Raw genomic sequence first — 20,550 nt, 5'->3', positions numbered from 1 at the left:
TACCTACCCCTCCTTTATCTTTTTTCTATTAAAAATTAAGATGGGTCTTTCCTTTTTCAAGACCACCTCTTCGGTAACCACACATTCTTTTACATCTCCTAAGGAGGGGAGTTCATACATTACGTCTATCATCACCTCTTCTATGATAGCCCTAAGCCCTCTGGCCCCAGTTTTCCTTTTATATGCCTCCTCTGCTACCAACCTCAAGGCACCCTCAGTAAACTTAAGTTCAACTCCTTCTATCTCAAAAAGTTTTTGATATTGTTTAACAATTGAATTTTTAGGCTCTACTAAGATTTTAACCAAATCATCCACAGAAAGCTCATCCAAAGTAGCAATTACCGGGATCCTACCTACAAACTCAGGTATAAAACCAAACTTGATAAGGTCTTCTGGCTGAACTTGAGAAAGTATCTCTCCTAAAGTTAAATCTTTAACACTTTTTACCTCTGCCCCAAAACCTATAGAACCTTTACCTATCCTTTTTTTGATGATGTCTTCTAAACCTACAAAAGCCCCACCACAGATAAAAAGAATGTTCGTGGTGTCCATTCTGATGTATTCTTGTTGAGGATGCTTTCTACCGCCCTTAGGTGGGATGTTAGCCAAGGTACCCTCTAAAATCTTAAGCAAAGCTTGTTGAACTCCTTCTCCAGAAACATCTCTGGTAATAGAAGGTCCCTCGCTTTTTTTAGCAATCTTGTCTATCTCGTCTATGTAAACAATTCCTCTTTGAGCCAACTCAAGGTCATAGTTAGCTGCTTGTAAAAGATAAAGTAGAATATTCTCCACATCCTCTCCTACATAACCCGCTTCAGTCAAAGGAGTAGCATCGGCTATCGTAAAAGGTACTCTCAAGAACTTAGCCAATGTTTGAGCCATAAGGGTTTTACCAGAACCAGTAGGCCCTATCAAAAAAATGTTGGTTTTCTGGATTTCTACATCTTTGAATTTATGTTTAAAGTTTTTCTCATATTCTATTCTTTTATAATGGTTATAGACAGCTACCGAAAGGATTTTTTTTGCCCTCTCTTGTCCTACTACATACTGGTCTAAATAAGCCTTAATTTCAGAAGGTTTGGGAAGTGTGCTGTCTTCTTTAAGGTTGATCCGCTCGTATTCCTCTTCTAAAATTTCATTACAAAGTTCTACACATTCATTACAAATATAAGCTGAAGACCCTGCAATCAACTTACGCACTTCAGACTGTGGTTTACCACAAAAAGAACACCTTAGTTCCTGGTCTTTTGACCCCATAACTATACCTACCCCGTCCTTTTATTTAAAATATTGTCTATTACTCCATATTCAAGAGCTTCTTGCGGAGACATATAAAAATCTCTTTCTGTATCTTGCTTGATTTTGTCTTTAGGTTGGCTGGTATGCTGGGCTAAAATTTCGTTAAGCATTTCCCTTAATCTAAGGATCTCTTTGGCCTGTATTTCTACATCAGTTGCCTGTCCTTGAAAAGCCCCGATAGGTTGATGAAGCATAATCCTTGAATGTGGAAGGGCATAACGTTTACCTTTAGCTCCTGCTGCCAAAAGCACAGCTGCCATGCTTGCAGCTTGACCTACACAAATAGTGCACACATCTGGTTTGATATACTGCATCGTATCATATATCGCAAGCCCTGCGGTAACCAACCCCCCAGGAGAATTGATGTAAAGCATGATGTCCTTATCAGGATCCTCTGCCTCTAAAAAAAGAAGTTGAGCTATAACTAAGTTAGCTACCTGTTCGTCTATAGCTGTCCCTAAAAAAATAATCCTCTCTTTAAGTAAACGAGAATAAATATCATATGCTCTTTCTCCTCTCCCTGTCTGCTCCACCACTATAGGGATATAATAACTCATATTTAACTCTCCTTCTCAATCACTTTGGCATTCTCTATCAAAAAGGTTAAGGTTTTTTCTGCTAATTTTTTTGGCAAAATGTTAAAAAACACTATGTTTCTTGCCTCTTCTACAGAAATTTTCAACCCTTGGGAAATAGCTTCTACTGTCTTATCTATTTCTTCCTGAGGTATTTCAATGTTTTCTATCTCTGAAATTTTTTCAAGGATTAGCTCTTCTTTGGCCTGTTTCTCTGCTATAGGTTGTAGTTTTTCTTTCAATTTTTCTATAGAAATATTTAAAGTCTCGAAACTAAAACCATCTCTTTCTAAGTTTTCTTTAATCTGTTCTATCAATTGATAAAGTTTTAGTTCTACATACCTTGCAGGAACTTTTATGTCTACTTTTTCAAGAATTTTTTCTAACACCCTCTCTTTGACTGCATTTTCGTTTTTTCTCTTTTTTTCCTCTAACAATCTTTTTCTGACTGACTCCTTTAAGGCCTCAACAGTTTCAAAACCTATGCTAAGATTTTTTATAAACTCATCGGTCAGTTCCTGCAGCTCTCTTTTATAAATCTCTTTTACCTCTATCTCATATTTTACTTTTTTTCCTGCAAGAAGTGGGTTCAACCCTTCTTTAGGATACTCTACCTCTATACTAAACTTATCTCCTAACTTTTTTCCTACCAAAGCTTCTTCTACTTCTCTGTTAAACTCTCCAGTTCCTACGTCTACAAACAGTGCTTCTGCCTGATGTCCCGGAATAAGCCCATTCTCATCATAGGCTTCAAAACTTATAACAGCTACATACCTTTCAGCAATAGGTTCTTCATCTTCTATCTTTTTAAGTTGTCCAAAGGAATACCTCAACTCATCTACCAACCTTTCTACCTCTTCATCCTTTACTTCATCTTTTTCTTTTTCTACCTCTAACCCAAGATAATCTTCTTTTTTCAACTCAAACTCAGGCCTTATTTCCACCAACACAGAATAATTAAACTTTTCTCCTTCCTTAAGTTCTCCTAACTCTTCTACTCTTGGCCTTAAGAGAGGTTCTAATTTAGCTTCTTTTATCGCTTCATAAAGAGTTTCTTCAATCAACTTATCTATTGCTCTACCCTCTATCTCTTCTTTAAATAGCTTTTTTACTAGATACTCAGGGACCTTACCCTCTCTAAATCCCTTAACCTTAGCCTTTTTCTTTAGTTCATTGGTAACCTCTTTTATGGCTGACTGAACAACCTCTTCTGGCAACTCTACCTTTAAAATTTTTTCCACTTCGCTTAAATTCTCTACTTCTATCCTCATCTCTTTACCCCTTTCTAAGGATTTTTTATTTTTACCTTAACTTAATTTTTCATTTTTACAAGTTTAGATACCTTGACTTGATTAAGTCTAAGGCTTCCTCCTTGTTATGTATCTTTTTTTCTAAAAAAAGCAACTCTATCTCTTGCAAGATCTCTTTAAACATAGGTCCTGGTTTTAATCCTAAACTTATCAAATCTTGGCCGGTAATAAAACTTCTCTTTTGAGACATGCTTTCCATCTCAGCTTTAAGTTCTTTAAGCTCAAAAAAGAAAGCCTTGAGCCTCTCTTCATAATCTGGTTCTTTATCTGGTCCTTGACTAGCATAAGAATCAGCCATAGCCACCACAAAAAGTTCAAGCCAATATGGCACATCGGTTAAAAGATGTCTTTTGGCCCTTATAGTTAGAGTCCCTTTTTCCTTTTCGTTTAACAGATGAAAAGGCCTCATATGATTTTTTATCAACACATAGGTCTTATGGAGTAAATCTTTTTTTAACCGATAATTTTCAAAACTCTCTTTAAAAAGCTCTGCTGAAACCTTTTCGTGACCATAAAAAGTTATCCTTTCTTCATTTCTTCCAAACGTAAAAGCCTTACCCAAATCATGAAAAAGGCTTGCCAATTTCACTGGTATTACCACTTCCTCTTTATGAAAATCCTCTGTTTTTTCTAAACCTAAGTAATCCTCAGGATTTTTTAATATCTTTTCAGCCCATTTAAGGCTTTCTAAAAGATGGCCCCAAACGTCTAAATGATGAAAACTTGGTTGTGCCACCCCTTTTGTTTTCTCAAAAAACGGAAAAAGCTCTCCCAGGACCCCATCTTCATCCATCAGCTTAAAAGTCTCATAACATTTTTCTGAAAGAAAAATATAACTAAGCTCTTGTAAAATTCTCTCTTTTGCGCAAGATAAAAGCTCCTTTCTGTGAAGTTTAAAAATCCTCCTTGTATCTTCTTCTATTTCCCCTATTCCTTGAGCAAAAAATCGATAACCCCTAAGAATTCTGAGAGGATCTTCGATTACGTTCACTTTTCCTATAATCTTTATCTTACCTGCGATAAGATGTGAACATCCATCAAAAGGGTCTACTACCTTTAAACTTTCAGAAAAAAGAGAGCTTACAGGAATGGCCATCGCATTAAAAGTAAAGTCTCTGGCCCTAAGGTCCTCCTCTAAAGTTTTTCCTCTAAAAAGGGTTAAATCTAAGCTGTTTTCTCCTTTAGCAATTCTGTAAATACCTAACTCTGGAGCCAAGGGGACTAAATTATAGCCAAGATACTCTTTAGCAAAAAGAGCTAAAGCCTCTACCCCTTCTTTTACACATAAATCAAGGTCTAAAATCCTTTTACCTAAAAAGAAATCCCTGACTGCGCCACCTACTATAAAAAAATCGTCTCTGTTAGAGAACTTTCTTAAAAAAGAAAGAAGACGTTCCTTTTCTTTTTCAGGAAAGGCAAGAAGGGTTAAAAATTCGACAATCTTTTCTTGACCTAAAGTTAAAACATTCATAAAAAGACCCCCCGAAGGGGGGAAAAGAAAGATCTATGGTTAAGCTTGAATTTCTTGAGCCCCCTCAACCGAGCTATCTTCTTGAGTTGTCTTTTCGACAGTTGATTTTTCTTCTTGAGGTTTTACCCCATACTGTTTTTTCTTTTTTTCTATAAATTCCAACACCTTTTTAAGCCTTTCTCCTTTCTTTTTACCAGATTTAGCAGAAACCTTTTCTTCTACCAACTCCACCAACACCATCATAGAAGCATCGCCCTGTCTTGGGCCAATCTTAATAATTCGGGTATATCCACCTGACCTGTCTAAAAACTTCTCCCTTAAGTCTTTAAAAAGTTTTCTTACTACTTCTTTGTCATTGATAAAACTTAACGCCCTTCTTCTGGCAGCAAGGTCACCTTTCTTTGCCAAGGTTATCATCTTCTCTGCAACCCTTCTTAACTCCTTAGCTTTAGCTATTGTAGTAACAACCTTACCATGTTTTAAAAGGTCTCTCACCTGATTTCTCATAATCGCCCAATGATGTTCTGTATCTCTACCCAATCTTCTACTAACTTTTCTATGCCTCATCTTCTCCTCTCCTTACTTTCTAATCTTTTGGAGGTTTCCATTTAAGATCTGTCATGCCAAGCTTTAAGTTAAACCTGTTAAGTTTTTCTACTATTTCGTCTAAAGATTTCTTACCAAAACTTCTAAGCTTTAAAAGCTCAGATTCAGTCTTTTGGACCAACTGGCCTACATAGTTTATGTTAGCAGCCTTCAAACAATTGTATGCCCTGCCAGAAAGGTCAAGCTCTTCTATAGGAAGGTTTAAAACATTCTGGGGAGTACTAACATCTGAAGAGGTTGTCTCTAACCCTATTTTCTCTTCACCTAAAAATACCATAAACTGTTCTACTAAAATCTTAGCAGCCTTAACCAAAGCTTCTTTAGGGTCTATCGTCCCGTCTGTATATATCTCTAACACCAAACTATCGTAATCACTACTTTTCCCTACACGAGCCTGAGTAACCGTGAAATTTACCTTGGTAATAGGGGAAAACAAACCATCAACCAGAATAATCCCTATCTCATTATTTTTGTTATATTCTGCTGGAGCGTAACCTCTACCTTTTTCTACCTTAATCTCCATCAACAACTTACCATCTTTGGTTAAAGTAGCTATGTGAACCTCAGGATTTACTATAATCCCCTTATCTTCAACCTGAATATCTCCTGCCTTTACCTCGCCTTCTCCTATTTTTTCAAGCTTAAAATAAAAAGGACCTTCTCCCTCCAGTTTAAACCTTACTCCCTTTAAATTTAAGATGATCTCCGTTACATCCTCAACCACTCCAGGCAAACTGGTAAACTCGTGAGAAACACCTTCTATCCTTACCTCAGTGATAGAATAACCAGGTATAGATGAAAGTAGAACCCTTCTTAAAGCGTTCCCCAAGGTAATTCCATATCCTCTTTCTAAAGGCTCTATAACAAACTTCCCATAATAAGGAAACTGACTATCCTTATGAACTCGAATCTCTTCAGGCTTAATAAGCTCTATTTCCTTCTTCATCGGTACTTTTACCTCTTTTATTTTTATAGTCTTACCACCTTATAAACCTGAAGTTTACCTAGCGTAAAACTCAATTATGTAGCTTTCCTGAATAGGCATGGTAATTTCATCTCGAGTAGGTAACCCTTTAACGACACCTTTAAAACCTTCGGCATCCAACTCAAGCCAAGAAGGGACTCCTCTTCTGATAACCGTCTCTAAACTTTCTAAAACCTGAGGATTGTTTCTATATTTTTCTTTAAGCTCGATCACGTCTCCCGGCTTTACCAAATAAGAAGGAATATCTACATTTCTTCCGTTCACCTTAAAAAATCCATGATTTACATATTGTCTTGCCTGATTTCTTGAAGATGCAAAACCTAAGCGATAGATTACATTATCCAACCTTCTTTCTAACAACTGAAGAAGATTATGACCTGCCTGACCAGGCATTTTAGTTGCCCTTTCATAATACATCCTCATCTGCTTCTCAGAAATACCATAAATTCTCTTTACTTTTTGTTTTTCCCTTAAACGGATTCCATAGTCTGAAAGTTTTACCCTCACCTGCTGAGGTCCATGTTGCCCAGGAGGATAACTCCTTCTTTCAAAAGCACATTTATCTGTATAACATCTATCTCCTTTTAAAAAAAGCTTCATACCTTCTCTTCTACAAAGCCTGCATCTTGCTTCAGTATATCTAGCCACCTTACCTAACCTCCTTAACTTTCTTTTTTATATCCTTAGACCCTTCTTCTCTTAGGTGGACGACATCCATCATGAGGTATGGGAGTAACATCTTTTATAAGAGTTACCCTAAGCCCAGATCCTTGCAAAGCCCTTAAAGCAGCCTCTCTCCCTGGACCAGGACCCTTTACATACACCCAAACCTCTTTTAAACCATAAGGTTGAGCCTTCTTTAAGGCTGACTGCATAGCCAGTTGAGCAGCAAAAGGTGTTCCCTTTCTCGTTCCCTTAAAACCTTCTGTTCCACCACTGGCCCAAGAAAGAACATTTCCCTGTTTGTCTGTTATTGTGATGATGGTATTGTTGAAAGTAGAATGAATATGTATTATACCCTCTGCCACAGACTTTTTAATCTTTTTCTTTTTAGGTTTAGCCACCTTCTATCCCTCCTTATTTCTTCTTCTTTCTTAAGGAACCTGGTCTGGGACCCTTTCTCGTCCTGGCATTGGACCTTGTCTTTTGTCCCCTTACAGGAAGCCCCATCTTATGCCTCAATCCTCTATAACAACCTATGGCCATAAGCCTCTGAATGTTCTGTCTTACCTCTTTTCTCAGATCTCCTTCTACCACATACTCCTTTTCAACAATCTGTCTTAAACGGTTAATCTCTTCTTCAGAAAGATCTCTTACCTTTCTAAACCAGTCTATCCCAGCCTTAGTACAGGCTTTTTGAGCCAAAGTTCTTCCTACACCATAAATATACGTAAGCGCAACCTCTATAGGCTTGTTTTCTGGAATGTCAACTCCAGCGATCTTGGGCATAATCTTTCCTCCTAACCTTGCCTTTGTTTATGCTTAGGTATCTCACAAATTACCCTTACCACACCCTTTCTCTTTATGATCTTACATTTTCTACACCTTTTTTTAACCGAAGGACTAACCTTCATAAACACTAACCCCCTTTATAATCTTTTAAACTACCTCTATAAACTATCCTACCCCTTGTCAAATCATAAGGAGACAATTCTACTACTACTGTATCTCCAGGCAAAATTCTAATGTAATGCATCCTCATCTTCCCAGAAATATGAGCCAAAATTCTATTACCTGTCTCTAACTCAACCCTAAACATTGCATTAGGAAGAGGTTCTATCACCTTTCCTTCGAAAAGAATTACATCATCTTTTGCCATAACTACACCTTTGATAAAATTTCTGGTCCCTTAGGGGTTACAGCTATAGAATGTTCAAAATGGGCTGCCAAACTTCTGTCTTTAGTTACCGCAGTCCAACCATCCACCAAAATCTCTACCCTCGGATCTCCTGCAGAAACCATAGGCTCTATCGCTAAAACCATTCCTACCTCAATTTTTGGCCCCCTTCCTGGCCTTCCCCAATTAGGCACCTCTGGAGGCTCATGCAAACTTCTTCCTACTCCATGGCCAACAAATTCTTTTATAACATTAAACCCATGCCTTTCTACATAGGATTGAATAGCAAAAGAGATGTCTCCTATTTTATTACCAAAATGAGCTTTTTCAATACCCTTATAAAGGGCCTCTTGTGTAACCTTCATCAACCTTTCTGCTTTTTCCGAAACCCTTCCCACACCAACAGTCAAAGCAGCATCCCCTACATAACCTTCATAAATTACACCAAAATCAAAACTCACCAAATCTCCTTCCTTTAAAACCTTTTCTTTCTTAGGCATACCATGCACTATTTCTTCGTTTATAGATACACAAAGGGCATAGGGATATCCCCTATACCCTTTAAAAGCTGGTTTTACTCCTTTCTTTTCACAAAGCCTTAGAGCTAACTCTTCAAACTCCCAGGCACTAACCCCAGGCTTTACCTCCTCTTTTAGCCTGAGAAGAACCTCCATTACTATAGCATTAGCCTTACGTAAAAGTTCTATCTCTGCCTGGGTCTTAAGTATCGCTCTTTTTTTAAGATAAGAATTATACAATTTTATTTCTTTTCTAAAATATTTATAATTTGTTGGGTTATCTCTTCTATACTCTTGCTTCCGTCGATCTCAGCTAAGATACCTTTACCTTTATAATACTCAATAAGGGGTGCTGTGGACTCATGGTAAACCTTTAACCTATTTCTTACAGTCTCTTCGTTATCGTCTGCTCTTTGATAAAGCTCTCCTCCACAAGCATCACATTTACCTTCTACTTTGGGAGGTTTAAATTTTATATGATACATCATTCCACAATTTTTACAAGTTCTTCTGCCGGTAAGCCTAAGGACAAGCTCTTCATCAGGTACTATCAAAGCTAAAGCTACTTCAAGCTTTCTCCCCATTTCTTCTAACATTTTATCTAAGGCTTCAGCTTGAGCAACTGTTCTTGGAAATCCATCTAAAATAAATCCTTTTTGAGCGTCAGGTTGACTAAGACGTTCTTTAACCATCCCAAGGATAACCTCATCAGGAACAAGCTGTCCTTTTTCCATATATTCCTTAGCTTTTAACCCTAACTCTGTGCCTTTAGCTACATGTTCTCTCAACATGTCTCCTGTAGAGATCTGAGGAATATTATACTTTTCTACCAAAATCTTAGCCTGAGTTCCCTTACCAGCTCCTGGTGGTCCTAAAAAAACTATGTTCATACCCCACCCCCTTATTTAATTTTTAGTTTGCTTTGTTTGATAAAACTTTCATACTGCCTGGAAATAAGATGAGCCTCTATCTGTCCCATAATATCTAAAGCTACTCCTACCACAATCAGCAAAGAGGTACCTCCAAAATAAAAAGGAAGGTTTAGCTTAGTAATAAAAAAACTGGGAATAACACAAATAAAAGCTACATAAAGCGCACCTATAAACGTAATCCTGTTAAGCACCTTGTCTAAAAATTCCTCAGTAGCCTTACCTGGCCTTATCCCTGGAATAAAACCACCCCATTTCTTAAGATTGTCAGCCACCTCTTTAGGATTAAAAACCACTGCAGTATAAAAATAGCAAAAAAAGATAATCAATGCAGCAAAAATAGCCTCATAAAGAATAGCCCCAGGACTTAAAAAGTCACTTGCCTGTTTAAACGCAGCAATAGGAACAAAACTGGCTAATGTAGCAGGAAACATTAAAATTGCTGAAGCAAAAATAGGAGGAATAACCCCTGCGGTGTTTATTTTTAAAGGTAAATAGCTTGTTTGACCACCTACTACCTGTCTTCCTACCTGTCTTCGTGCATAATGGATAGGGATCCTTCTTTGAGAAATCTCCATAAAACACGTAAAAGCCAAAATTCCTATTAACAACACTAAAATTAAAAGAAGATAAAACACTGAAAACTCACCTGTTTGGACAAACTTTATCGTCCTTGAGATAGCTGGGAAGATACCGGCTACAATACCTGAAAATATTATCATAGAAATTCCATTTCCGATCCCATGCTCTGTCATCTGTTCACCTAACCATACCAAAAACATCGTTCCAGCCGTTAAACTAACCGTTGTAATTATCCTAAAACTCCACCCTGGGTCAGAAACGATAGGAACACCGTTAGGAGCGGTCATTCGTTCCAAACCTATAGCTATACCAAATCCCTGTATTAAACATATAAGAACTGTTAAATATCTGGTATAATAAGCTATCTTTCTTTTTCCTTCTGGGCCTTCTTTATAAAGTTCTTTTATCGTAGGATAGACCACAGTCATGAGTTGCAAGATGATCGAAGCACTGATATAAGGCATCACACCAAGAGCACAAATAGAAAACCTTCTTAAAGCACCTCCAGAAAAAATATCCATAAAACCAAAGATAGTCCCACCTGCCTGCTGAAAAAGACTTAAAAATGCCTCACCGTTGATACCTGGAGTAGGTATATGAATAGAAAATCTATAAATAGCTAAACCTAAAAAAAGATAAAAAAGTCTCTTTTTTAACTCAGGAATATTAGCTAAACTTAAAAGATTTTCTCTTCCGTTCACTACCGCTTATCTCCAAAAACTATGCCTTAACTATCTCTACCTTGCCGCCTGCCTTTTCAATCTTTTCTTTAGCAGTTTTAGAAACCGCATGCACTTTAATTGTCAAAGCCTTGTCTATCTCTCCGTCGCCCAAAAGTTTAACCAACTTGTTTTTTCCTTTTAACAATCCCTTTAATCGTAAACTCTCTAAATCTACCACTGCGTTAGCCTCAAACCTTTCTGCTAAATCTTTTACGTTTACCACTTCATACTCTTTTTTGAATACGTTATTAAAACCTCTCTTAGGAACCCTTCTGATTAAAGAAGTCTGACCACCCTCAAACCAAGGATGAATCTCTAAACCTCTACGAGCCTTCTGCCCTTTATGTCCCTTACAAGAGGTCTTACCATGGCCAGAACCATGTCCTCTTCCTACCCTTTTTTCTCTATGTTTTGAACCAGCAAGGGGTTTTAACTCTTCTAAGTCTATAACCTTATTCATCGACTTCCTCCACCTTAACTAAATGGCTTACTTTTTTTATCATACCCCTTATCATGGGAGTATCTTCTCTCAAAACAGTCTGACCTATCTTTTTTAAACCTAATCCTTTCAAATTTTCTCTTTGATTAGGTGTCCTTCCATACTTGCTTCTAACTAAGGTAATCTTAAGCTTTTTCATACCCTCATCTCCCTCTTTAGGTCTTCAAAGGTTTTTCCTCTTTTCTTAGCCACATAATCTAAACCTTGAAGCTGTGAAAGCGCCCTAAAAGTAGCCTTAACCAAATTATGAGGATTACTACTTCCTATACATTTGGTAACCACATCTGTAATGCCTACCGCATCCATGATAGCACGCACTGTACCACCTGCGATAACTCCTGTACCTGGTTTAGCAGGTTTTAAAAGAATAGTACTTGCCCCAAACTTGGTTGCGATAGAATGAGGGATAGTTCCTCCTATGATAGGTACTTGAATCAAACTTTTCTTGGCTTTTTCTATAGCTTTCCTTATAGCATCAGGCACCTCAGGGGCCTTTCCTAACCCATAGCCTACCCTACCTTTTCCGTCTCCGACTATCACCAAAGCGGAAAACCTAAGTTTTTTACCACCCTTGGTTACCTTAGTAACTCGACTTATCTGTATTATTTTTTCTACAAATTCTTCAGTGCCTCTAACCAAAGCCTTCCCTCCTTTTAGAATTGTAAGCCTGCAGCTCTGGCTGCATCAGCAAGGGCTTTAATTCTTCCGTGGTATTTAAAACCACCTCTGTCAAAAACCACCTTAGTAATCCCTTTTTCTAAAGCCTTTTTGGCTATAAGCTCTCCTACCGCTTTAGCTACTTCTATCTTTCCACCCTCAGATCTAAGCTCAGCTATTTTTTCCCTTATCTCTGGGGAAAGAGAAGAAGCTGCTACTAAAGTATGTCCTGTAACATCATCTATGATTTGAACATAAATATTTTTTAAACTTTTATATACACTAAGCCTTGGTCTTTCAGGAGTACCAAAGACTTTTTTTCTTACCCTTTTTTTTCTTTTTAACCTTGCTTCAACCTTTTTTTCTCTTTTTCTCAACTCTGCCATGGATTACCTCTCCCTAAAGGTTTTACTTTTTACCACCTTTACCAGATTTACCAGCCTTTCTGTAAATAACCTCATCAGCATACCTAATACCTTTTCCTTTATATGGCTCAGGTGGTCTTAGCTTTCTAATGTTTGCAGCCACTTGACCTAACAACTCTTTATCTATACCCTCTAAAGTTAACCTAACCTGTACTTCTCCTGTACCTCTTTCTGCCTTAGCTGTAATACCTTTGGGAAGTTTAAAATTTATCGGATGAGAATATCCCAAACTAAAAACTATCTCCTCTCCCTTGACCTCAGCTTTATATCCCAAACCTACGATATCTAAAGCTCTTTGGAAACCTTGAGTAACCCCTATTACCATGTTGTTAATCAAAGCCCTGGTTAAACCTTGAAAGGCTTTGGCCTTGTTTTTTAATTTTTTTCTTACCTCATCCTGCTGCACTATTATCGTGTCTCCTTCTACCACTACCTTAACCAATGGAGGAAGCTTTTTTTCAAGCCTTCCTTTAGGTCCTTCAGCTACCATAAAACCGTCTTCTTTTAAATAAAACTTTACTCCATTGGGAATCTTTATTGGTTTTCTTCCTACACGAGAAACTTCTCCCATAACCAGTCACCCCTTTACCAAATTTCACAAATAACTTCGCCGCCTACCTTAAGGCGTCTTGCCTGATGATCTGTCATAATGCCTTGAGAGGTTGAAACTATAGCAATCCCAAGTCCGTCCAAAACTCTGGGTAAATCTTTGTATCCTCTATATATTCTTCTCCCTGGTTTGCTTACCCTCTTTATACCAGAAATAACCGGTCTTTTCAACTCGTCATACTTTAAGACGATCTCTATCTTGCCCTGAGGTTTTTCATCATGATAGATAAAATCCTCTATATATCCCTCTTCTTTCAATATTTTCAAGATTGCAAGCTTGATTTTAGAAGACGGGACAACCACCGTTTTTTGCCTGCTCTGAAGAGCATTTTTTATCCTGGTTAGCATATCTGCTATAGGGTCTGTCATCATACCTCTTTTCCTCCTTACCAGCTAGCTTTCCTAACCCCAGGGATTTTAGCCTCTGAAGCCAACTTTCTGAAACACATCCTACAAAGCCCAAACCTTCTTATATAGGCCCTGGCACGTCCACAAACAGAACATCTATTTCTGTGACGAACCTGAAACTTGGGCTTTCTTTTCGCTTTTTCTCTTTGAGCTTTTCTTGGCATATAAAATTACCCCCTAAATGGCATTCCCAACTCTTTTAGTAAAGCATAAGCCTCTTCATCGGTTTTGGCTGTGGTAACGATGGTTATACTTAAACCTTTAATCTTGTCTACTTTACTGCTGTCAATCTCAGGGAAAATCGTATGGTCGTTTATACCAAAAGTATAATTACCTCTTCCATCAAAACCAGACTTAGAAAGACCTTTAAAATCCTTGGTCCTGGGCAAAGCAATGTTTATAACTCTGGTGAGAAAATCGTACATTCTGTCGCCTCTCAGGGTTACCATAACCCCTATAGGCATACCTTTTCTTAACTTAAACCCTGCTATCGATTTCCTCGCCTTACACACCTTGGGCTTTTGACCAGTAAGTTGAGCTAACTCTACCATAGCCTGGTCTATAATCTTAGGGTTAGCCACCGCCTCGTTTAACCCCATGTTAACACTTATTTTTTCTAATTTGGGCACCTGATGGATGTTTTTATATCCAAACCTTTCTCTTAATCTTGAGATCACTTCATTTTTGTAATAATCTTTTAACCAGCTCATGTCTTACTCCTTCACCTCGATGATTTCTCCACATTTTTTACAAAATCTAACCTTGGTTCCATCTTCTAAAAACTTTCGACCTATCTTTACACCCTTTTTACATTTAGGACAATAAACCATCAAGTTAGAAATATGTACAGGTGCTGGTTTTTCAACTATACCCCCACTGCTGTAAGGAGTAGGCTTCATATGTCTCTTAACTAAATTAACTCCTTCAACCACAGCCCTTCCTTTCCTCGGGAATACCTTTAAAACTTTCCCTATCTTTCCTTTATCCTTACCTGCTATAACAACTACCATATCGTTTTTTCTTACGTGTAATTTAACTTCATGAGGTTTAGGTGCTTTTTTATTTATCCCGCGCTTTATCATGGTTAAACTCCTTTTATATAACTTCAGGGGCTAAAGAAATGATTTTCATAAAACCTTTAGCCCTAAGTTCTCTGGCTACAGGTCCAAAAATACGAGTCCCTATCGGCTCTTTATACTGATTGATTAAAACAGCTGCGTTTTCGTCAAACCTTATGTGAGTTCCGTCTGGTCTTGCAACTTCTTTTTTTGTTCTAACAATCACAGCTTTAACTACATCTCCCTCTTTTACTTTTGAATTAGGAATAGCTTCTTTTACTGAAGCAACTATGATATCACCCACACTTCCATACTTCCTGTGAGAACCACCTAAAACCCTTATACACATTATCTTTTTAGCCCCAGAATTATCAGCTACGTTTAAATAAGTCTGCTGCTGAATCATTCTTATTCACCCCCTTCTAAATCCTCTTTAACCTCTAACACTTTGGCCTTCTCTATGATCTCTCTTACCCTCCATCTTTTTCTACGAGAAAGGGGCCTTGTCTCTTCGATCAAAACCTTATCACCTATCTTACATTCGTTATTTTCATCGTGGGCCATATATTTCTTTCTTCTTTTGATGTATTTCCCGTAAAGGGGATGCTTTACCAAGGTCTCTACCATGACTACTACGGTCTTATCCATCTTATCACTGACCACCGTCCCTATAAAACTTTTTTTTCCACTCATATCCATCCTCACCCTATCGTATGTTAAGTTCTTTTTCTCTTATAACTGTCAAAACTTTGGCAATATCTCTTTTAACCTGTCTAATTCTCATAGGGTTTTCAAGTTTGTAAATGGTTTTCTGAAACCTGAGATTAAAAAGCTCTTCTCTTAAGCTTGCCAACTTTTCTTTTAACTCAGGGATGGACAACTCCCTCAAATCACGGGCCTTCATTAAAACTCCTCCCTACTAACTATTTTACATTTAAAAGGCATCTTACTGGCAGCCATTCTTAAAGCTTCTTTAGCCACCTCTTCGGGAACACCTGCTATCTCATATATAATCTTACCTGGCTTAACTACAGCTACCCACTCTTCCACAGCTCCTTTACCCTTTCCCATACGGGTTTCTGCAGGTTTTTTGGTAATCGGTTTGTCTGGAAAAACCCTGATCCAAACCTTAGCTCCCTTTTTTGCTACCCTGACTATAGCTACACGGCCTGCCTCTATCTGTCTTGCAGTCAACCAACCACCTTCAAGCACCTTTAACCCATATTCTCCAAACTCAACCGTATGCCCACTGGTGGCCTTTCCTCTAACCCTTCCTTTTTGTTGCTTCCTGTATTTAGTTTTTTTAGGTTGGAGCAACATGTCTTCTCACCCCTATATTTTTTAGATAACTAACCTTTCCTGCCCTTCTTTTTCAGGTAAAACTTCTCCTTTAAAAACCCAAACCTTTACCCCTATACTTCCATATTTGGTTACTGCGGTAGCAAAACCGTAGTCTATGTCAGCCCTTAAAGTAGAAAGAGGAACTCTTCCAACCCTATACCATTCACTCCTCGCTATTTCAGCACCTCCAAGTCTTCCAGAACACTGAACTTTAACCCCCTGAGCCCCAAAACGCATCACCAAAGAAACAGCTCTTTTCATCGCCCTTCTAAAAGAAACCCTTCTTTCTATTTGGGTAGCTATGTTTTCTGCTACCAACTGGGCTTCAAGCTCTGGTCTCCTAACCTCGTTCACCAAAACTTCAAACTCTCTTTCCTTGATTAACTTCCCTAACTCATTTTTTATCTTTTCTATCTCAGCGCCTTTCTTACCTATCACTATTCCTGGACGAGCCGAATAGATAATCACCCTAACCTTGTTAGCTGCCCTCTCTATATCAATCTTAGATATCCCAGCATGAAAGTATTTCTCTTTCAAAAATTTTCTTATCAAATAATCCTCATATACGTATTTAGGAAATTCTGAAGGTTTAGCAACCCAACGAGAATCCCAAGTTCTGGTAATACCGATTCTCAACCCAATAGGATTAACTTTCTGCCCCAAGGCTTACCTCCTCTTTTTACTTTTTTCTTCTTTTTCTTCTACCACCACCGTAATATGGCTCATCCTTCTTAAGATCCTACTTGCCCTCCCCCATGCCCTTGGCCAAATCCTTTTAAGACGAGGACCTTCATTTACGTAGGCCTCTGCCACATAAAGTTTATCCACATCCATACCGTAGTTGTTTTCTGCATTAGCTATAGCACTCTCCAAAACTTTCTTAACAATTCTTGCTGCTTTTTTGGGGGTAAAGGCTAAAATGTTTAGAGCCTCATCTATCTTTTTTCCTCTTATTAAATCTACTACCAACCTTGCCTTATAAGGAGAAATCAAAACATATTTCGCAGTAGCTCGAGCCTTCATATCCTATCTCCTTTTTATTTCTTCTTTACTCCTTTTACTTTTCCCTTATCTGCAGGATGTCCTTTATAGGTTCTGGTAGGAGCAAACTCACCCAACTTATGTCCAACCATGTTTTCCGTTACATAAACCGGTATAAACTTATGTCCATTATGAACCGCAAAGGTCAACCCTACCATTTCAGGAACGATAGTAGACCTTCTACTCCAAGTCTTTATAGGTTTTTTATCTCCTGTTTCTCTTGCTGCCAAAACCTTTTTTAATAAATGGTCGTCCACAAAAGGACCTTTTTTCTTAGACCTTGGCATTTTTAAAGCACCTCCTAACTAATTAACCCTTTCTTCTAAGTATAAACTTATCAGATGCCTTTTTCTTACGGGTCTTACGACCTTTACATAACCATCCCCAAGGAGAACAAGGATGTCTTCCACCATGAGACCTTCCTTCTCCACCACCAAGAGGATGATCTACAGGATTCATGGCTATACCACGTACATGAGGCTTTCTACCAAGCCATCTCAACCTTCCTGCCTTACCAAGCATCACGTTTTCCCATTCAAGATTCCCTACTTGACCGATGGTAGCCTTGCAATTCCCATGGACTTTTCTTATCTCACCAGAGGGCAACCTTAAAATCACATAATCACCTTCTTTTCCAAGAACTTGAGCAAAAGATCCAGCACTTCTAGCTAATTGCCCGCCTTTTTTAGGCCTAAGTTCTACATTATGCACCATAGTACCTACAGGAATGTTTTTAAGAAATAAAGCATTCCCTACCTTAATCTCTACACTATCTCCAGACATCACCACATCACCTACTTTAAGACCCACAGGTGCTATGATATATCTCTTTTCTCCGTCTGCATACTGCAACAAAGCTATATTAGCAGACCTATTAGGATCATACTCTAAAGCAACCACCTTAGCTGGTACATTATCCTTATCCCTTTTAAAATCTATGATACGATAAAGCCTTTTATGCCCTCCTCCTCTAAACCTTATGGTAACCCTTCCATAATTGTTTCTCCCACCTGACTTCTTTAAAGGCTCAACTAAAGATTTTTCTGGCTCTTTTTTGGTAAGTTCTGGGTTAACCAAATAGGTCTGGAACCTTCTACCAGGAGAGGTAGGCTTACACTTCTTTATAGGCATCTCTTATCACCTCTTATATGGTTTCAAAAAATTCTATCGTCTGCCCAGGCTGAAGCCTGACTATGGCCTTTTTTCTTAACGATGTTTTTCCAGGATTTCTATATCCACCCTTAGGTTTTCCTTTTACCCTTATCGTTTGCACGTCTACTACCTTTACATCAAACAGTTTTTCTACTGCCTGTTTTATTTCTATCTTGTTAGCCGCTGGATCTACCCAAAAAGAAACCTGATTATTTCTTTCTTTTAAAAACATAGACTTTTCATTAATGATAGGAACTAAGATAATCTTTCTTGGGTCCCTCATTTTCTATCTCCTTAAACGTTCCTCTATTTTATCTAAGGCTTCCTTAGAAACTATCAAGTTTTCGTGATTTAAGATATCATAAACGTTTAATCCTTCAACGGCCAATACCTTAACTTTAGGAAGATTAGAAGCACTTTTTTCTAAGGTCAAATTTCTTTCAGGAACTATGATAAGTGCCTCATTGATCCCTAACGTCTCTAAATAAGACTTAAGAAGCTTGGTTTTAGGTTGTTCAGCCACAGGAAAACCTTCTGCTACAAAGATTCTATTTGTCAAAGCCCTTGAAGAAAGAGCCATTTTTAATCCTAATCTTCTAACCTTTTTGTTTAACTTAAATTCATAACTTCTTGGCTTAGGACCATGTACTATACCACCACCAACCCATTGAGGAGCTCTGATAGAACCCTGACGTGCCCTTCCAGTATGTTTTTGAGGCCAAGGTTTCCTACCGCCTCCTCTTACCTCTCCCCTTGTCTTGGTACAAGCTGTACCAGCCCTCCATCTCGCCATTTGCCATCTCACTATCTCATGCAAAATCCCTTCCTTAGGATAGACACCATAAATATCAAGAGGCAGATCCATCTCTCCTACTATCTTAGCACTGGCGTCGATTACTTTAGCTTTTATAGCCTCCATCTCTTAACTCCCCTTTATTTAAAATAAACCATTACATATCCATTGTTCCATCCAGGAACACCACCCTTTACTAAAAGGAGGTTTTTTTCAGGGTCTATATCAACTACGGTAAGGTTTTTTATCGTAACTCTTTCAACTCCATAATGACCTGCCATCTTTTTCCCTTTAATTACCCTTCCTGGGAAAGTGTTAGCACCACTTGAACCTCTTTTACGATGAACCTTTTTGGCACCATGACTCATAGGTTGACGTTGAAAATTCCATCTCTTTATCGTTCCGGTAAAACCTCTTCCCTTAGTAATTCCAACCAAATCTACCTTTATACCCTTCTCCAAACCCAAATCAGACAAGGTTAAAACCTGCCCAGGCACAAACTCTTGGGGATTTTCAACTTTAAACTCCTTCAAAAGATAAAAACCTGTATCTAAACCAGCTTTCAAAAAATGCCCTATCATAGGCAAGGTAAATTTAGTTAGTTTTTTAGGGTCAAACCCTAACTGGACTGCGTTATAACCATCCTTTTCTTCTGTTTTAACTTGAACTACTGCGCAAGGCCCCACCTGAATTACCGTTACAGGCACCACATTACCGTCGGCATCAAAAACTCTTGTCATCCCTAATTTTTTGCCTATCAAGCCTTCAACCTTCATGGCCAACACTCCCCTTACACCTTTATTTCAACTTCCACACCAGCAGGTAACTCCAACTGCATCAACGCATCGATGGTTTGCTGTGTGGGTTCTAAAATCTCGATAAGCCTTTTATGTATTCTCATCTCAAACTGTTCTCGAGAATTTTTATCGATATGTGGAGACCTCAACACAGTCCATCTACTTATTTTAGTAGGTAGCGGTATAGGACCTACCACTTTAGCCCCTGTCTCCTTAGCTGTAGACACTATGTTAGCCACAGACTTATCCAAAACTCTGTAATCAAAACTTTTTAATTTTATTCTTATCTTCTGTGTGGGTATCATCTTCTAAACCTCACACTCCCTTATTCTATTATTTTAGTTACTACGCCAGCACCAACTGTCCTTCCACCCTCTCTAATCGCAAACCTCAAACCCTCTTCCAAAGCAACAGGCTTGATCAACTCAACCTCTAACTCCACATTGTCACCTGGCATCACCATCTCAACCCCGTCTGGTAACTTCACCACACCTGTCACGTCTGTTGTCCTAAAATAAAACTGAGGCCTGTACCCGTTAAAAAACGGTGTATGCCTCCCTCCCTCCTCCTTCTTCAACACATATACCTCTGCCTTAAACTTCGTATGCGGCTTAATACTACCAGGCTTTGCCAACACCTGACCCCTCTCTACCTCATCCTTTCCTATACCCCTCAACAACACCCCTATGTTATCACCAGGTAACGCCTCATCCAATATCTTCCTAAACATCTCCAAACTCGTAGCCACCGTCTTCACCGTAGGCCTAAGCCCTACTATCTCAACCTCCTCCCCAGGCTTAAGCACTCCCCTCTCTACCTTACCCGTTACCACCGTCCCCCTTCCAGATATGCTAAATACGTCCTCAACAGGCATCAAAAACGGCTTGTCTACATCCCTCACAGGCTCAGGTATATAATCATCCATCGCTCTCACCA

General features: G+C 38.5%; 36 protein-coding genes. All 36 read right to left on the bottom strand.

Annotated elements, in window-relative coordinates:
* Positions 1-3 precede the first annotated feature (3 nt).
* Positions 4-1,257 (bottom strand): ATP-dependent Clp protease ATP-binding subunit ClpX, encoded by a 1,254-nt coding sequence (gene clpX / locus G580_RS0105565; protein WP_028841371.1) that lies wholly within the window; start codon positions 1,255-1,257, stop codon positions 4-6.
* An 8-nt stretch (positions 1,258-1,265) separates the two neighbouring features.
* Positions 1,266-1,856 carry an ATP-dependent Clp endopeptidase proteolytic subunit ClpP gene (gene clpP / locus G580_RS0105560; RefSeq protein WP_028841370.1) on the bottom strand — a complete coding sequence of 197 codons (591 nt, stop codon included), beginning with the start codon at positions 1,854-1,856 and terminating at the stop codon, positions 1,266-1,268.
* 2 nt (positions 1,857-1,858) lie between these two features.
* Positions 1,859-3,145: a trigger factor gene (gene tig / locus G580_RS0105555; protein ID WP_028841369.1), complete on the bottom strand. Its 1,287-nt coding sequence runs from the start codon at positions 3,143-3,145 to the stop codon at positions 1,859-1,861.
* A gap of 55 nt (positions 3,146-3,200) precedes the next feature.
* On the bottom strand, positions 3,201-4,655 hold the full coding sequence (locus G580_RS0105550) for a tRNA nucleotidyltransferase/poly(A) polymerase-related protein (protein ID WP_028841368.1): 1,455 nt from the start codon (positions 4,653-4,655) through the stop codon (positions 3,201-3,203).
* Positions 4,656-4,694: 39 nt separating this feature from the next.
* Positions 4,695-5,222, bottom strand: coding sequence for a 50S ribosomal protein L17 (gene rplQ, locus G580_RS10120; RefSeq protein WP_051173136.1), 528 nt, complete (start codon positions 5,220-5,222; stop codon positions 4,695-4,697).
* A gap of 19 nt (positions 5,223-5,241) precedes the next feature.
* Positions 5,242-6,207, bottom strand: a complete 966-nt coding sequence (locus G580_RS0105540; RefSeq protein ID WP_028841367.1) for a DNA-directed RNA polymerase subunit alpha — start codon at positions 6,205-6,207, stop codon at positions 5,242-5,244.
* 54 nt (positions 6,208-6,261) lie between these two features.
* On the bottom strand, positions 6,262-6,894 hold the full coding sequence (rpsD, locus tag G580_RS0105535) for a 30S ribosomal protein S4 (RefSeq protein ID WP_028841366.1): 633 nt from the start codon (positions 6,892-6,894) through the stop codon (positions 6,262-6,264).
* Positions 6,895-6,929: 35 nt separating this feature from the next.
* Positions 6,930-7,310, bottom strand: coding sequence for a 30S ribosomal protein S11 (gene rpsK, locus G580_RS0105530; RefSeq protein ID WP_028841365.1), 381 nt, complete (start codon positions 7,308-7,310; stop codon positions 6,930-6,932).
* Between the two features lie 13 nt (positions 7,311-7,323).
* The gene (gene rpsM, locus G580_RS0105525; RefSeq protein WP_028841364.1) at positions 7,324-7,695 is read right to left on the bottom strand and encodes a 30S ribosomal protein S13; all 372 of its coding nucleotides are present in this window, start codon (positions 7,693-7,695) and stop codon (positions 7,324-7,326) included.
* An 11-nt stretch (positions 7,696-7,706) separates the two neighbouring features.
* Positions 7,707-7,820 carry a 50S ribosomal protein L36 gene (gene rpmJ / locus G580_RS0105520; protein WP_022855904.1) on the bottom strand — a complete coding sequence of 38 codons (114 nt, stop codon included), beginning with the start codon at positions 7,818-7,820 and terminating at the stop codon, positions 7,707-7,709.
* Positions 7,821-7,825: 5 nt separating this feature from the next.
* Entirely contained in the window at positions 7,826-8,065 is a 240-nt protein-coding gene (infA, locus tag G580_RS0105515; protein WP_028841363.1) for a translation initiation factor IF-1, read from the bottom strand.
* Positions 8,066-8,067: 2 nt separating this feature from the next.
* The gene (gene map, locus G580_RS0105510) at positions 8,068-8,841 is read right to left on the bottom strand and encodes a type I methionyl aminopeptidase (protein WP_028841362.1); all 774 of its coding nucleotides are present in this window, start codon (positions 8,839-8,841) and stop codon (positions 8,068-8,070) included.
* Between the two features lie 2 nt (positions 8,842-8,843).
* Complete coding sequence (locus G580_RS0105505; protein WP_028841361.1) at positions 8,844-9,491, bottom strand: adenylate kinase; 648 nt, start codon at positions 9,489-9,491, stop codon at positions 8,844-8,846.
* Between the two features lie 11 nt (positions 9,492-9,502).
* Positions 9,503-10,813, bottom strand: coding sequence for a preprotein translocase subunit SecY (secY, locus tag G580_RS0105500; protein ID WP_028841360.1), 1,311 nt, complete (start codon positions 10,811-10,813; stop codon positions 9,503-9,505).
* A 19-nt stretch (positions 10,814-10,832) separates the two neighbouring features.
* A complete protein-coding gene (rplO, locus tag G580_RS0105495; protein WP_028841359.1) occupies positions 10,833-11,282 on the bottom strand; it encodes a 50S ribosomal protein L15 in 450 nt (149 codons plus the stop codon).
* Between the two features lie 4 nt (positions 11,283-11,286).
* A complete protein-coding gene (gene rpmD, locus G580_RS0105490) occupies positions 11,287-11,472 on the bottom strand; it encodes a 50S ribosomal protein L30 (RefSeq protein WP_028841358.1) in 186 nt (61 codons plus the stop codon).
* Positions 11,469-11,972 (bottom strand): 30S ribosomal protein S5, encoded by a 504-nt coding sequence (gene rpsE / locus G580_RS0105485; protein ID WP_028841357.1) that lies wholly within the window; start codon positions 11,970-11,972, stop codon positions 11,469-11,471. Before rpsE ends, rpmD begins: the two co-directional genes overlap by 4 nt.
* 14 nt (positions 11,973-11,986) lie before the next feature.
* Positions 11,987-12,367 carry a 50S ribosomal protein L18 gene (gene rplR, locus G580_RS0105480; protein WP_028841356.1) on the bottom strand — a complete coding sequence of 127 codons (381 nt, stop codon included), beginning with the start codon at positions 12,365-12,367 and terminating at the stop codon, positions 11,987-11,989.
* Positions 12,368-12,398: 31 nt separating this feature from the next.
* Entirely contained in the window at positions 12,399-12,986 is a 588-nt protein-coding gene (gene rplF / locus G580_RS0105475; protein ID WP_028841355.1) for a 50S ribosomal protein L6, read from the bottom strand.
* Between the two features lie 14 nt (positions 12,987-13,000).
* The gene (gene rpsH / locus G580_RS0105470) at positions 13,001-13,396 is read right to left on the bottom strand and encodes a 30S ribosomal protein S8 (RefSeq protein WP_028841354.1); all 396 of its coding nucleotides are present in this window, start codon (positions 13,394-13,396) and stop codon (positions 13,001-13,003) included.
* A 14-nt stretch (positions 13,397-13,410) separates the two neighbouring features.
* Positions 13,411-13,596 (bottom strand): type Z 30S ribosomal protein S14, encoded by a 186-nt coding sequence (locus G580_RS0105465; RefSeq protein WP_028841353.1) that lies wholly within the window; start codon positions 13,594-13,596, stop codon positions 13,411-13,413.
* A gap of 6 nt (positions 13,597-13,602) precedes the next feature.
* Positions 13,603-14,142 carry a 50S ribosomal protein L5 gene (gene rplE, locus G580_RS0105460; RefSeq protein WP_028841352.1) on the bottom strand — a complete coding sequence of 180 codons (540 nt, stop codon included), beginning with the start codon at positions 14,140-14,142 and terminating at the stop codon, positions 13,603-13,605.
* Between the two features lie 3 nt (positions 14,143-14,145).
* A complete protein-coding gene (rplX, locus tag G580_RS0105455) occupies positions 14,146-14,514 on the bottom strand; it encodes a 50S ribosomal protein L24 (protein WP_022855891.1) in 369 nt (122 codons plus the stop codon).
* Positions 14,515-14,527: 13 nt separating this feature from the next.
* The gene (gene rplN, locus G580_RS0105450; protein WP_022855890.1) at positions 14,528-14,896 is read right to left on the bottom strand and encodes a 50S ribosomal protein L14; all 369 of its coding nucleotides are present in this window, start codon (positions 14,894-14,896) and stop codon (positions 14,528-14,530) included.
* Positions 14,897-14,898: 2 nt separating this feature from the next.
* Positions 14,899-15,183, bottom strand: a complete 285-nt coding sequence (gene rpsQ / locus G580_RS0105445; protein WP_022855889.1) for a 30S ribosomal protein S17 — start codon at positions 15,181-15,183, stop codon at positions 14,899-14,901.
* Positions 15,184-15,196: 13 nt separating this feature from the next.
* Positions 15,197-15,394: a 50S ribosomal protein L29 gene (rpmC, locus tag G580_RS0105440; RefSeq protein WP_022855888.1), complete on the bottom strand. Its 198-nt coding sequence runs from the start codon at positions 15,392-15,394 to the stop codon at positions 15,197-15,199.
* A complete protein-coding gene (gene rplP / locus G580_RS0105435; protein WP_028841349.1) occupies positions 15,394-15,807 on the bottom strand; it encodes a 50S ribosomal protein L16 in 414 nt (137 codons plus the stop codon). Before rplP ends, rpmC begins: the two co-directional genes overlap by 1 nt.
* A gap of 24 nt (positions 15,808-15,831) precedes the next feature.
* Complete coding sequence (gene rpsC / locus G580_RS0105430) at positions 15,832-16,494, bottom strand: 30S ribosomal protein S3 (protein WP_028841348.1); 663 nt, start codon at positions 16,492-16,494, stop codon at positions 15,832-15,834.
* 3 nt (positions 16,495-16,497) lie between these two features.
* The gene (rplV, locus tag G580_RS0105425) at positions 16,498-16,854 is read right to left on the bottom strand and encodes a 50S ribosomal protein L22 (protein ID WP_022855885.1); all 357 of its coding nucleotides are present in this window, start codon (positions 16,852-16,854) and stop codon (positions 16,498-16,500) included.
* Between the two features lie 14 nt (positions 16,855-16,868).
* Positions 16,869-17,159: a 30S ribosomal protein S19 gene (gene rpsS / locus G580_RS0105420; RefSeq protein WP_022855884.1), complete on the bottom strand. Its 291-nt coding sequence runs from the start codon at positions 17,157-17,159 to the stop codon at positions 16,869-16,871.
* A 22-nt stretch (positions 17,160-17,181) separates the two neighbouring features.
* The gene (rplB, locus tag G580_RS0105415) at positions 17,182-18,003 is read right to left on the bottom strand and encodes a 50S ribosomal protein L2 (protein ID WP_022855883.1); all 822 of its coding nucleotides are present in this window, start codon (positions 18,001-18,003) and stop codon (positions 17,182-17,184) included.
* A 13-nt stretch (positions 18,004-18,016) separates the two neighbouring features.
* Entirely contained in the window at positions 18,017-18,307 is a 291-nt protein-coding gene (rplW, locus tag G580_RS0105410) for a 50S ribosomal protein L23 (protein ID WP_028841347.1), read from the bottom strand.
* Between the two features lie 3 nt (positions 18,308-18,310).
* Positions 18,311-18,943 (bottom strand): 50S ribosomal protein L4, encoded by a 633-nt coding sequence (gene rplD, locus G580_RS0105405; protein WP_051173133.1) that lies wholly within the window; start codon positions 18,941-18,943, stop codon positions 18,311-18,313.
* 14 nt (positions 18,944-18,957) lie between these two features.
* The gene (gene rplC, locus G580_RS0105400) at positions 18,958-19,593 is read right to left on the bottom strand and encodes a 50S ribosomal protein L3 (protein WP_038041639.1); all 636 of its coding nucleotides are present in this window, start codon (positions 19,591-19,593) and stop codon (positions 18,958-18,960) included.
* A gap of 14 nt (positions 19,594-19,607) precedes the next feature.
* A complete protein-coding gene (rpsJ, locus tag G580_RS0105395) occupies positions 19,608-19,916 on the bottom strand; it encodes a 30S ribosomal protein S10 (RefSeq protein ID WP_028841344.1) in 309 nt (102 codons plus the stop codon).
* Positions 19,917-19,939: 23 nt separating this feature from the next.
* Positions 19,940-20,550: EF-Tu C-terminal domain-related protein (locus G580_RS0105390; RefSeq protein WP_028841343.1), on the bottom strand; the 611-nt coding region annotated here is incomplete at its 5' end.

The organism is Thermodesulfobacterium hveragerdense DSM 12571, from assembly GCF_000423845.1.
Classification (GTDB): domain Bacteria; phylum Desulfobacterota; class Thermodesulfobacteria; order Thermodesulfobacteriales; family Thermodesulfobacteriaceae; genus Thermodesulfobacterium; species Thermodesulfobacterium hveragerdense.
The sequence above is the reverse complement of the archived record's forward strand: the minus strand, read 5'-3'. Positions and strand labels throughout refer to the sequence as shown.

What these genes read in the sequence shown, in the direction of transcription:
- rpmD (WP_028841358.1), bottom strand. Translation starts at nt 11,472, where the DNA reads ATGAAAAAGCTTAAGATTACCTTAGTTAGAAGCAAGTATGGAAGGACA.
- clpX (WP_028841371.1), bottom strand. Translation starts at nt 1,257, where the DNA reads ATGGGGTCAAAAGACCAGGAACTAAGGTGTTCTTTTTGTGGTAAACCA.
- rplW (WP_028841347.1), bottom strand. Translation starts at nt 18,307, where the DNA reads ATGAGGGACCCAAGAAAGATTATCTTAGTTCCTATCATTAATGAAAAG.
- clpP (WP_028841370.1), bottom strand. Translation starts at nt 1,856, where the DNA reads ATGAGTTATTATATCCCTATAGTGGTGGAGCAGACAGGGAGAGGAGAA.
- G580_RS0105505 (WP_028841361.1), bottom strand. Translation starts at nt 9,491, where the DNA reads ATGAACATAGTTTTTTTAGGACCACCAGGAGCTGGTAAGGGAACTCAG.
- rplE (WP_028841352.1), bottom strand. Translation starts at nt 14,142, where the DNA reads ATGAGCTGGTTAAAAGATTATTACAAAAATGAAGTGATCTCAAGATTA.
- rplB (WP_022855883.1), bottom strand. Translation starts at nt 18,003, where the DNA reads ATGCCTATAAAGAAGTGTAAGCCTACCTCTCCTGGTAGAAGGTTCCAG.
- rplV (WP_022855885.1), bottom strand. Translation starts at nt 16,854, where the DNA reads ATGAAGGCTCGAGCTACTGCGAAATATGTTTTGATTTCTCCTTATAAG.
- rplF (WP_028841355.1), bottom strand. Translation starts at nt 12,986, where the DNA reads ATGGGAGAAGTTTCTCGTGTAGGAAGAAAACCAATAAAGATTCCCAAT.
- G580_RS0105465 (WP_028841353.1), bottom strand. Translation starts at nt 13,596, where the DNA reads ATGCCAAGAAAAGCTCAAAGAGAAAAAGCGAAAAGAAAGCCCAAGTTT.
- G580_RS0105540 (WP_028841367.1), bottom strand. Translation starts at nt 6,207, where the DNA reads ATGAAGAAGGAAATAGAGCTTATTAAGCCTGAAGAGATTCGAGTTCAT.
- rplC (WP_038041639.1), bottom strand. Translation starts at nt 19,593, where the DNA reads ATGAAGGTTGAAGGCTTGATAGGCAAAAAATTAGGGATGACAAGAGTT.
- rplN (WP_022855890.1), bottom strand. Translation starts at nt 14,896, where the DNA reads ATGATTCAGCAGCAGACTTATTTAAACGTAGCTGATAATTCTGGGGCT.
- rpmJ (WP_022855904.1), bottom strand. Translation starts at nt 7,820, where the DNA reads ATGAAGGTTAGTCCTTCGGTTAAAAAAAGGTGTAGAAAATGTAAGATC.
- rpsM (WP_028841364.1), bottom strand. Translation starts at nt 7,695, where the DNA reads ATGCCCAAGATCGCTGGAGTTGACATTCCAGAAAACAAGCCTATAGAG.
- tig (WP_028841369.1), bottom strand. Translation starts at nt 3,145, where the DNA reads ATGAGGATAGAAGTAGAGAATTTAAGCGAAGTGGAAAAAATTTTAAAG.
- rpmC (WP_022855888.1), bottom strand. Translation starts at nt 15,394, where the DNA reads ATGAAGGCCCGTGATTTGAGGGAGTTGTCCATCCCTGAGTTAAAAGAA.
- rplX (WP_022855891.1), bottom strand. Translation starts at nt 14,514, where the DNA reads ATGATAAAGCGCGGGATAAATAAAAAAGCACCTAAACCTCATGAAGTT.
- infA (WP_028841363.1), bottom strand. Translation starts at nt 8,065, where the DNA reads ATGGCAAAAGATGATGTAATTCTTTTCGAAGGAAAGGTGATAGAACCT.
- rpsS (WP_022855884.1), bottom strand. Translation starts at nt 17,159, where the DNA reads ATGCCAAGGTCTAAGAAAAAAGGTCCTTTTGTGGACGACCATTTATTA.
- rplD (WP_051173133.1), bottom strand. Translation starts at nt 18,943, where the DNA reads ATGGAGGCTATAAAAGCTAAAGTAATCGACGCCAGTGCTAAGATAGTA.
- G580_RS0105550 (WP_028841368.1), bottom strand. Translation starts at nt 4,655, where the DNA reads ATGAATGTTTTAACTTTAGGTCAAGAAAAGATTGTCGAATTTTTAACC.
- rpsQ (WP_022855889.1), bottom strand. Translation starts at nt 15,183, where the DNA reads ATGAGTGGAAAAAAAAGTTTTATAGGGACGGTGGTCAGTGATAAGATG.
- rpsH (WP_028841354.1), bottom strand. Translation starts at nt 13,396, where the DNA reads ATGATGACAGACCCTATAGCAGATATGCTAACCAGGATAAAAAATGCT.
- rplQ (WP_051173136.1), bottom strand. Translation starts at nt 5,222, where the DNA reads ATGAGGCATAGAAAAGTTAGTAGAAGATTGGGTAGAGATACAGAACAT.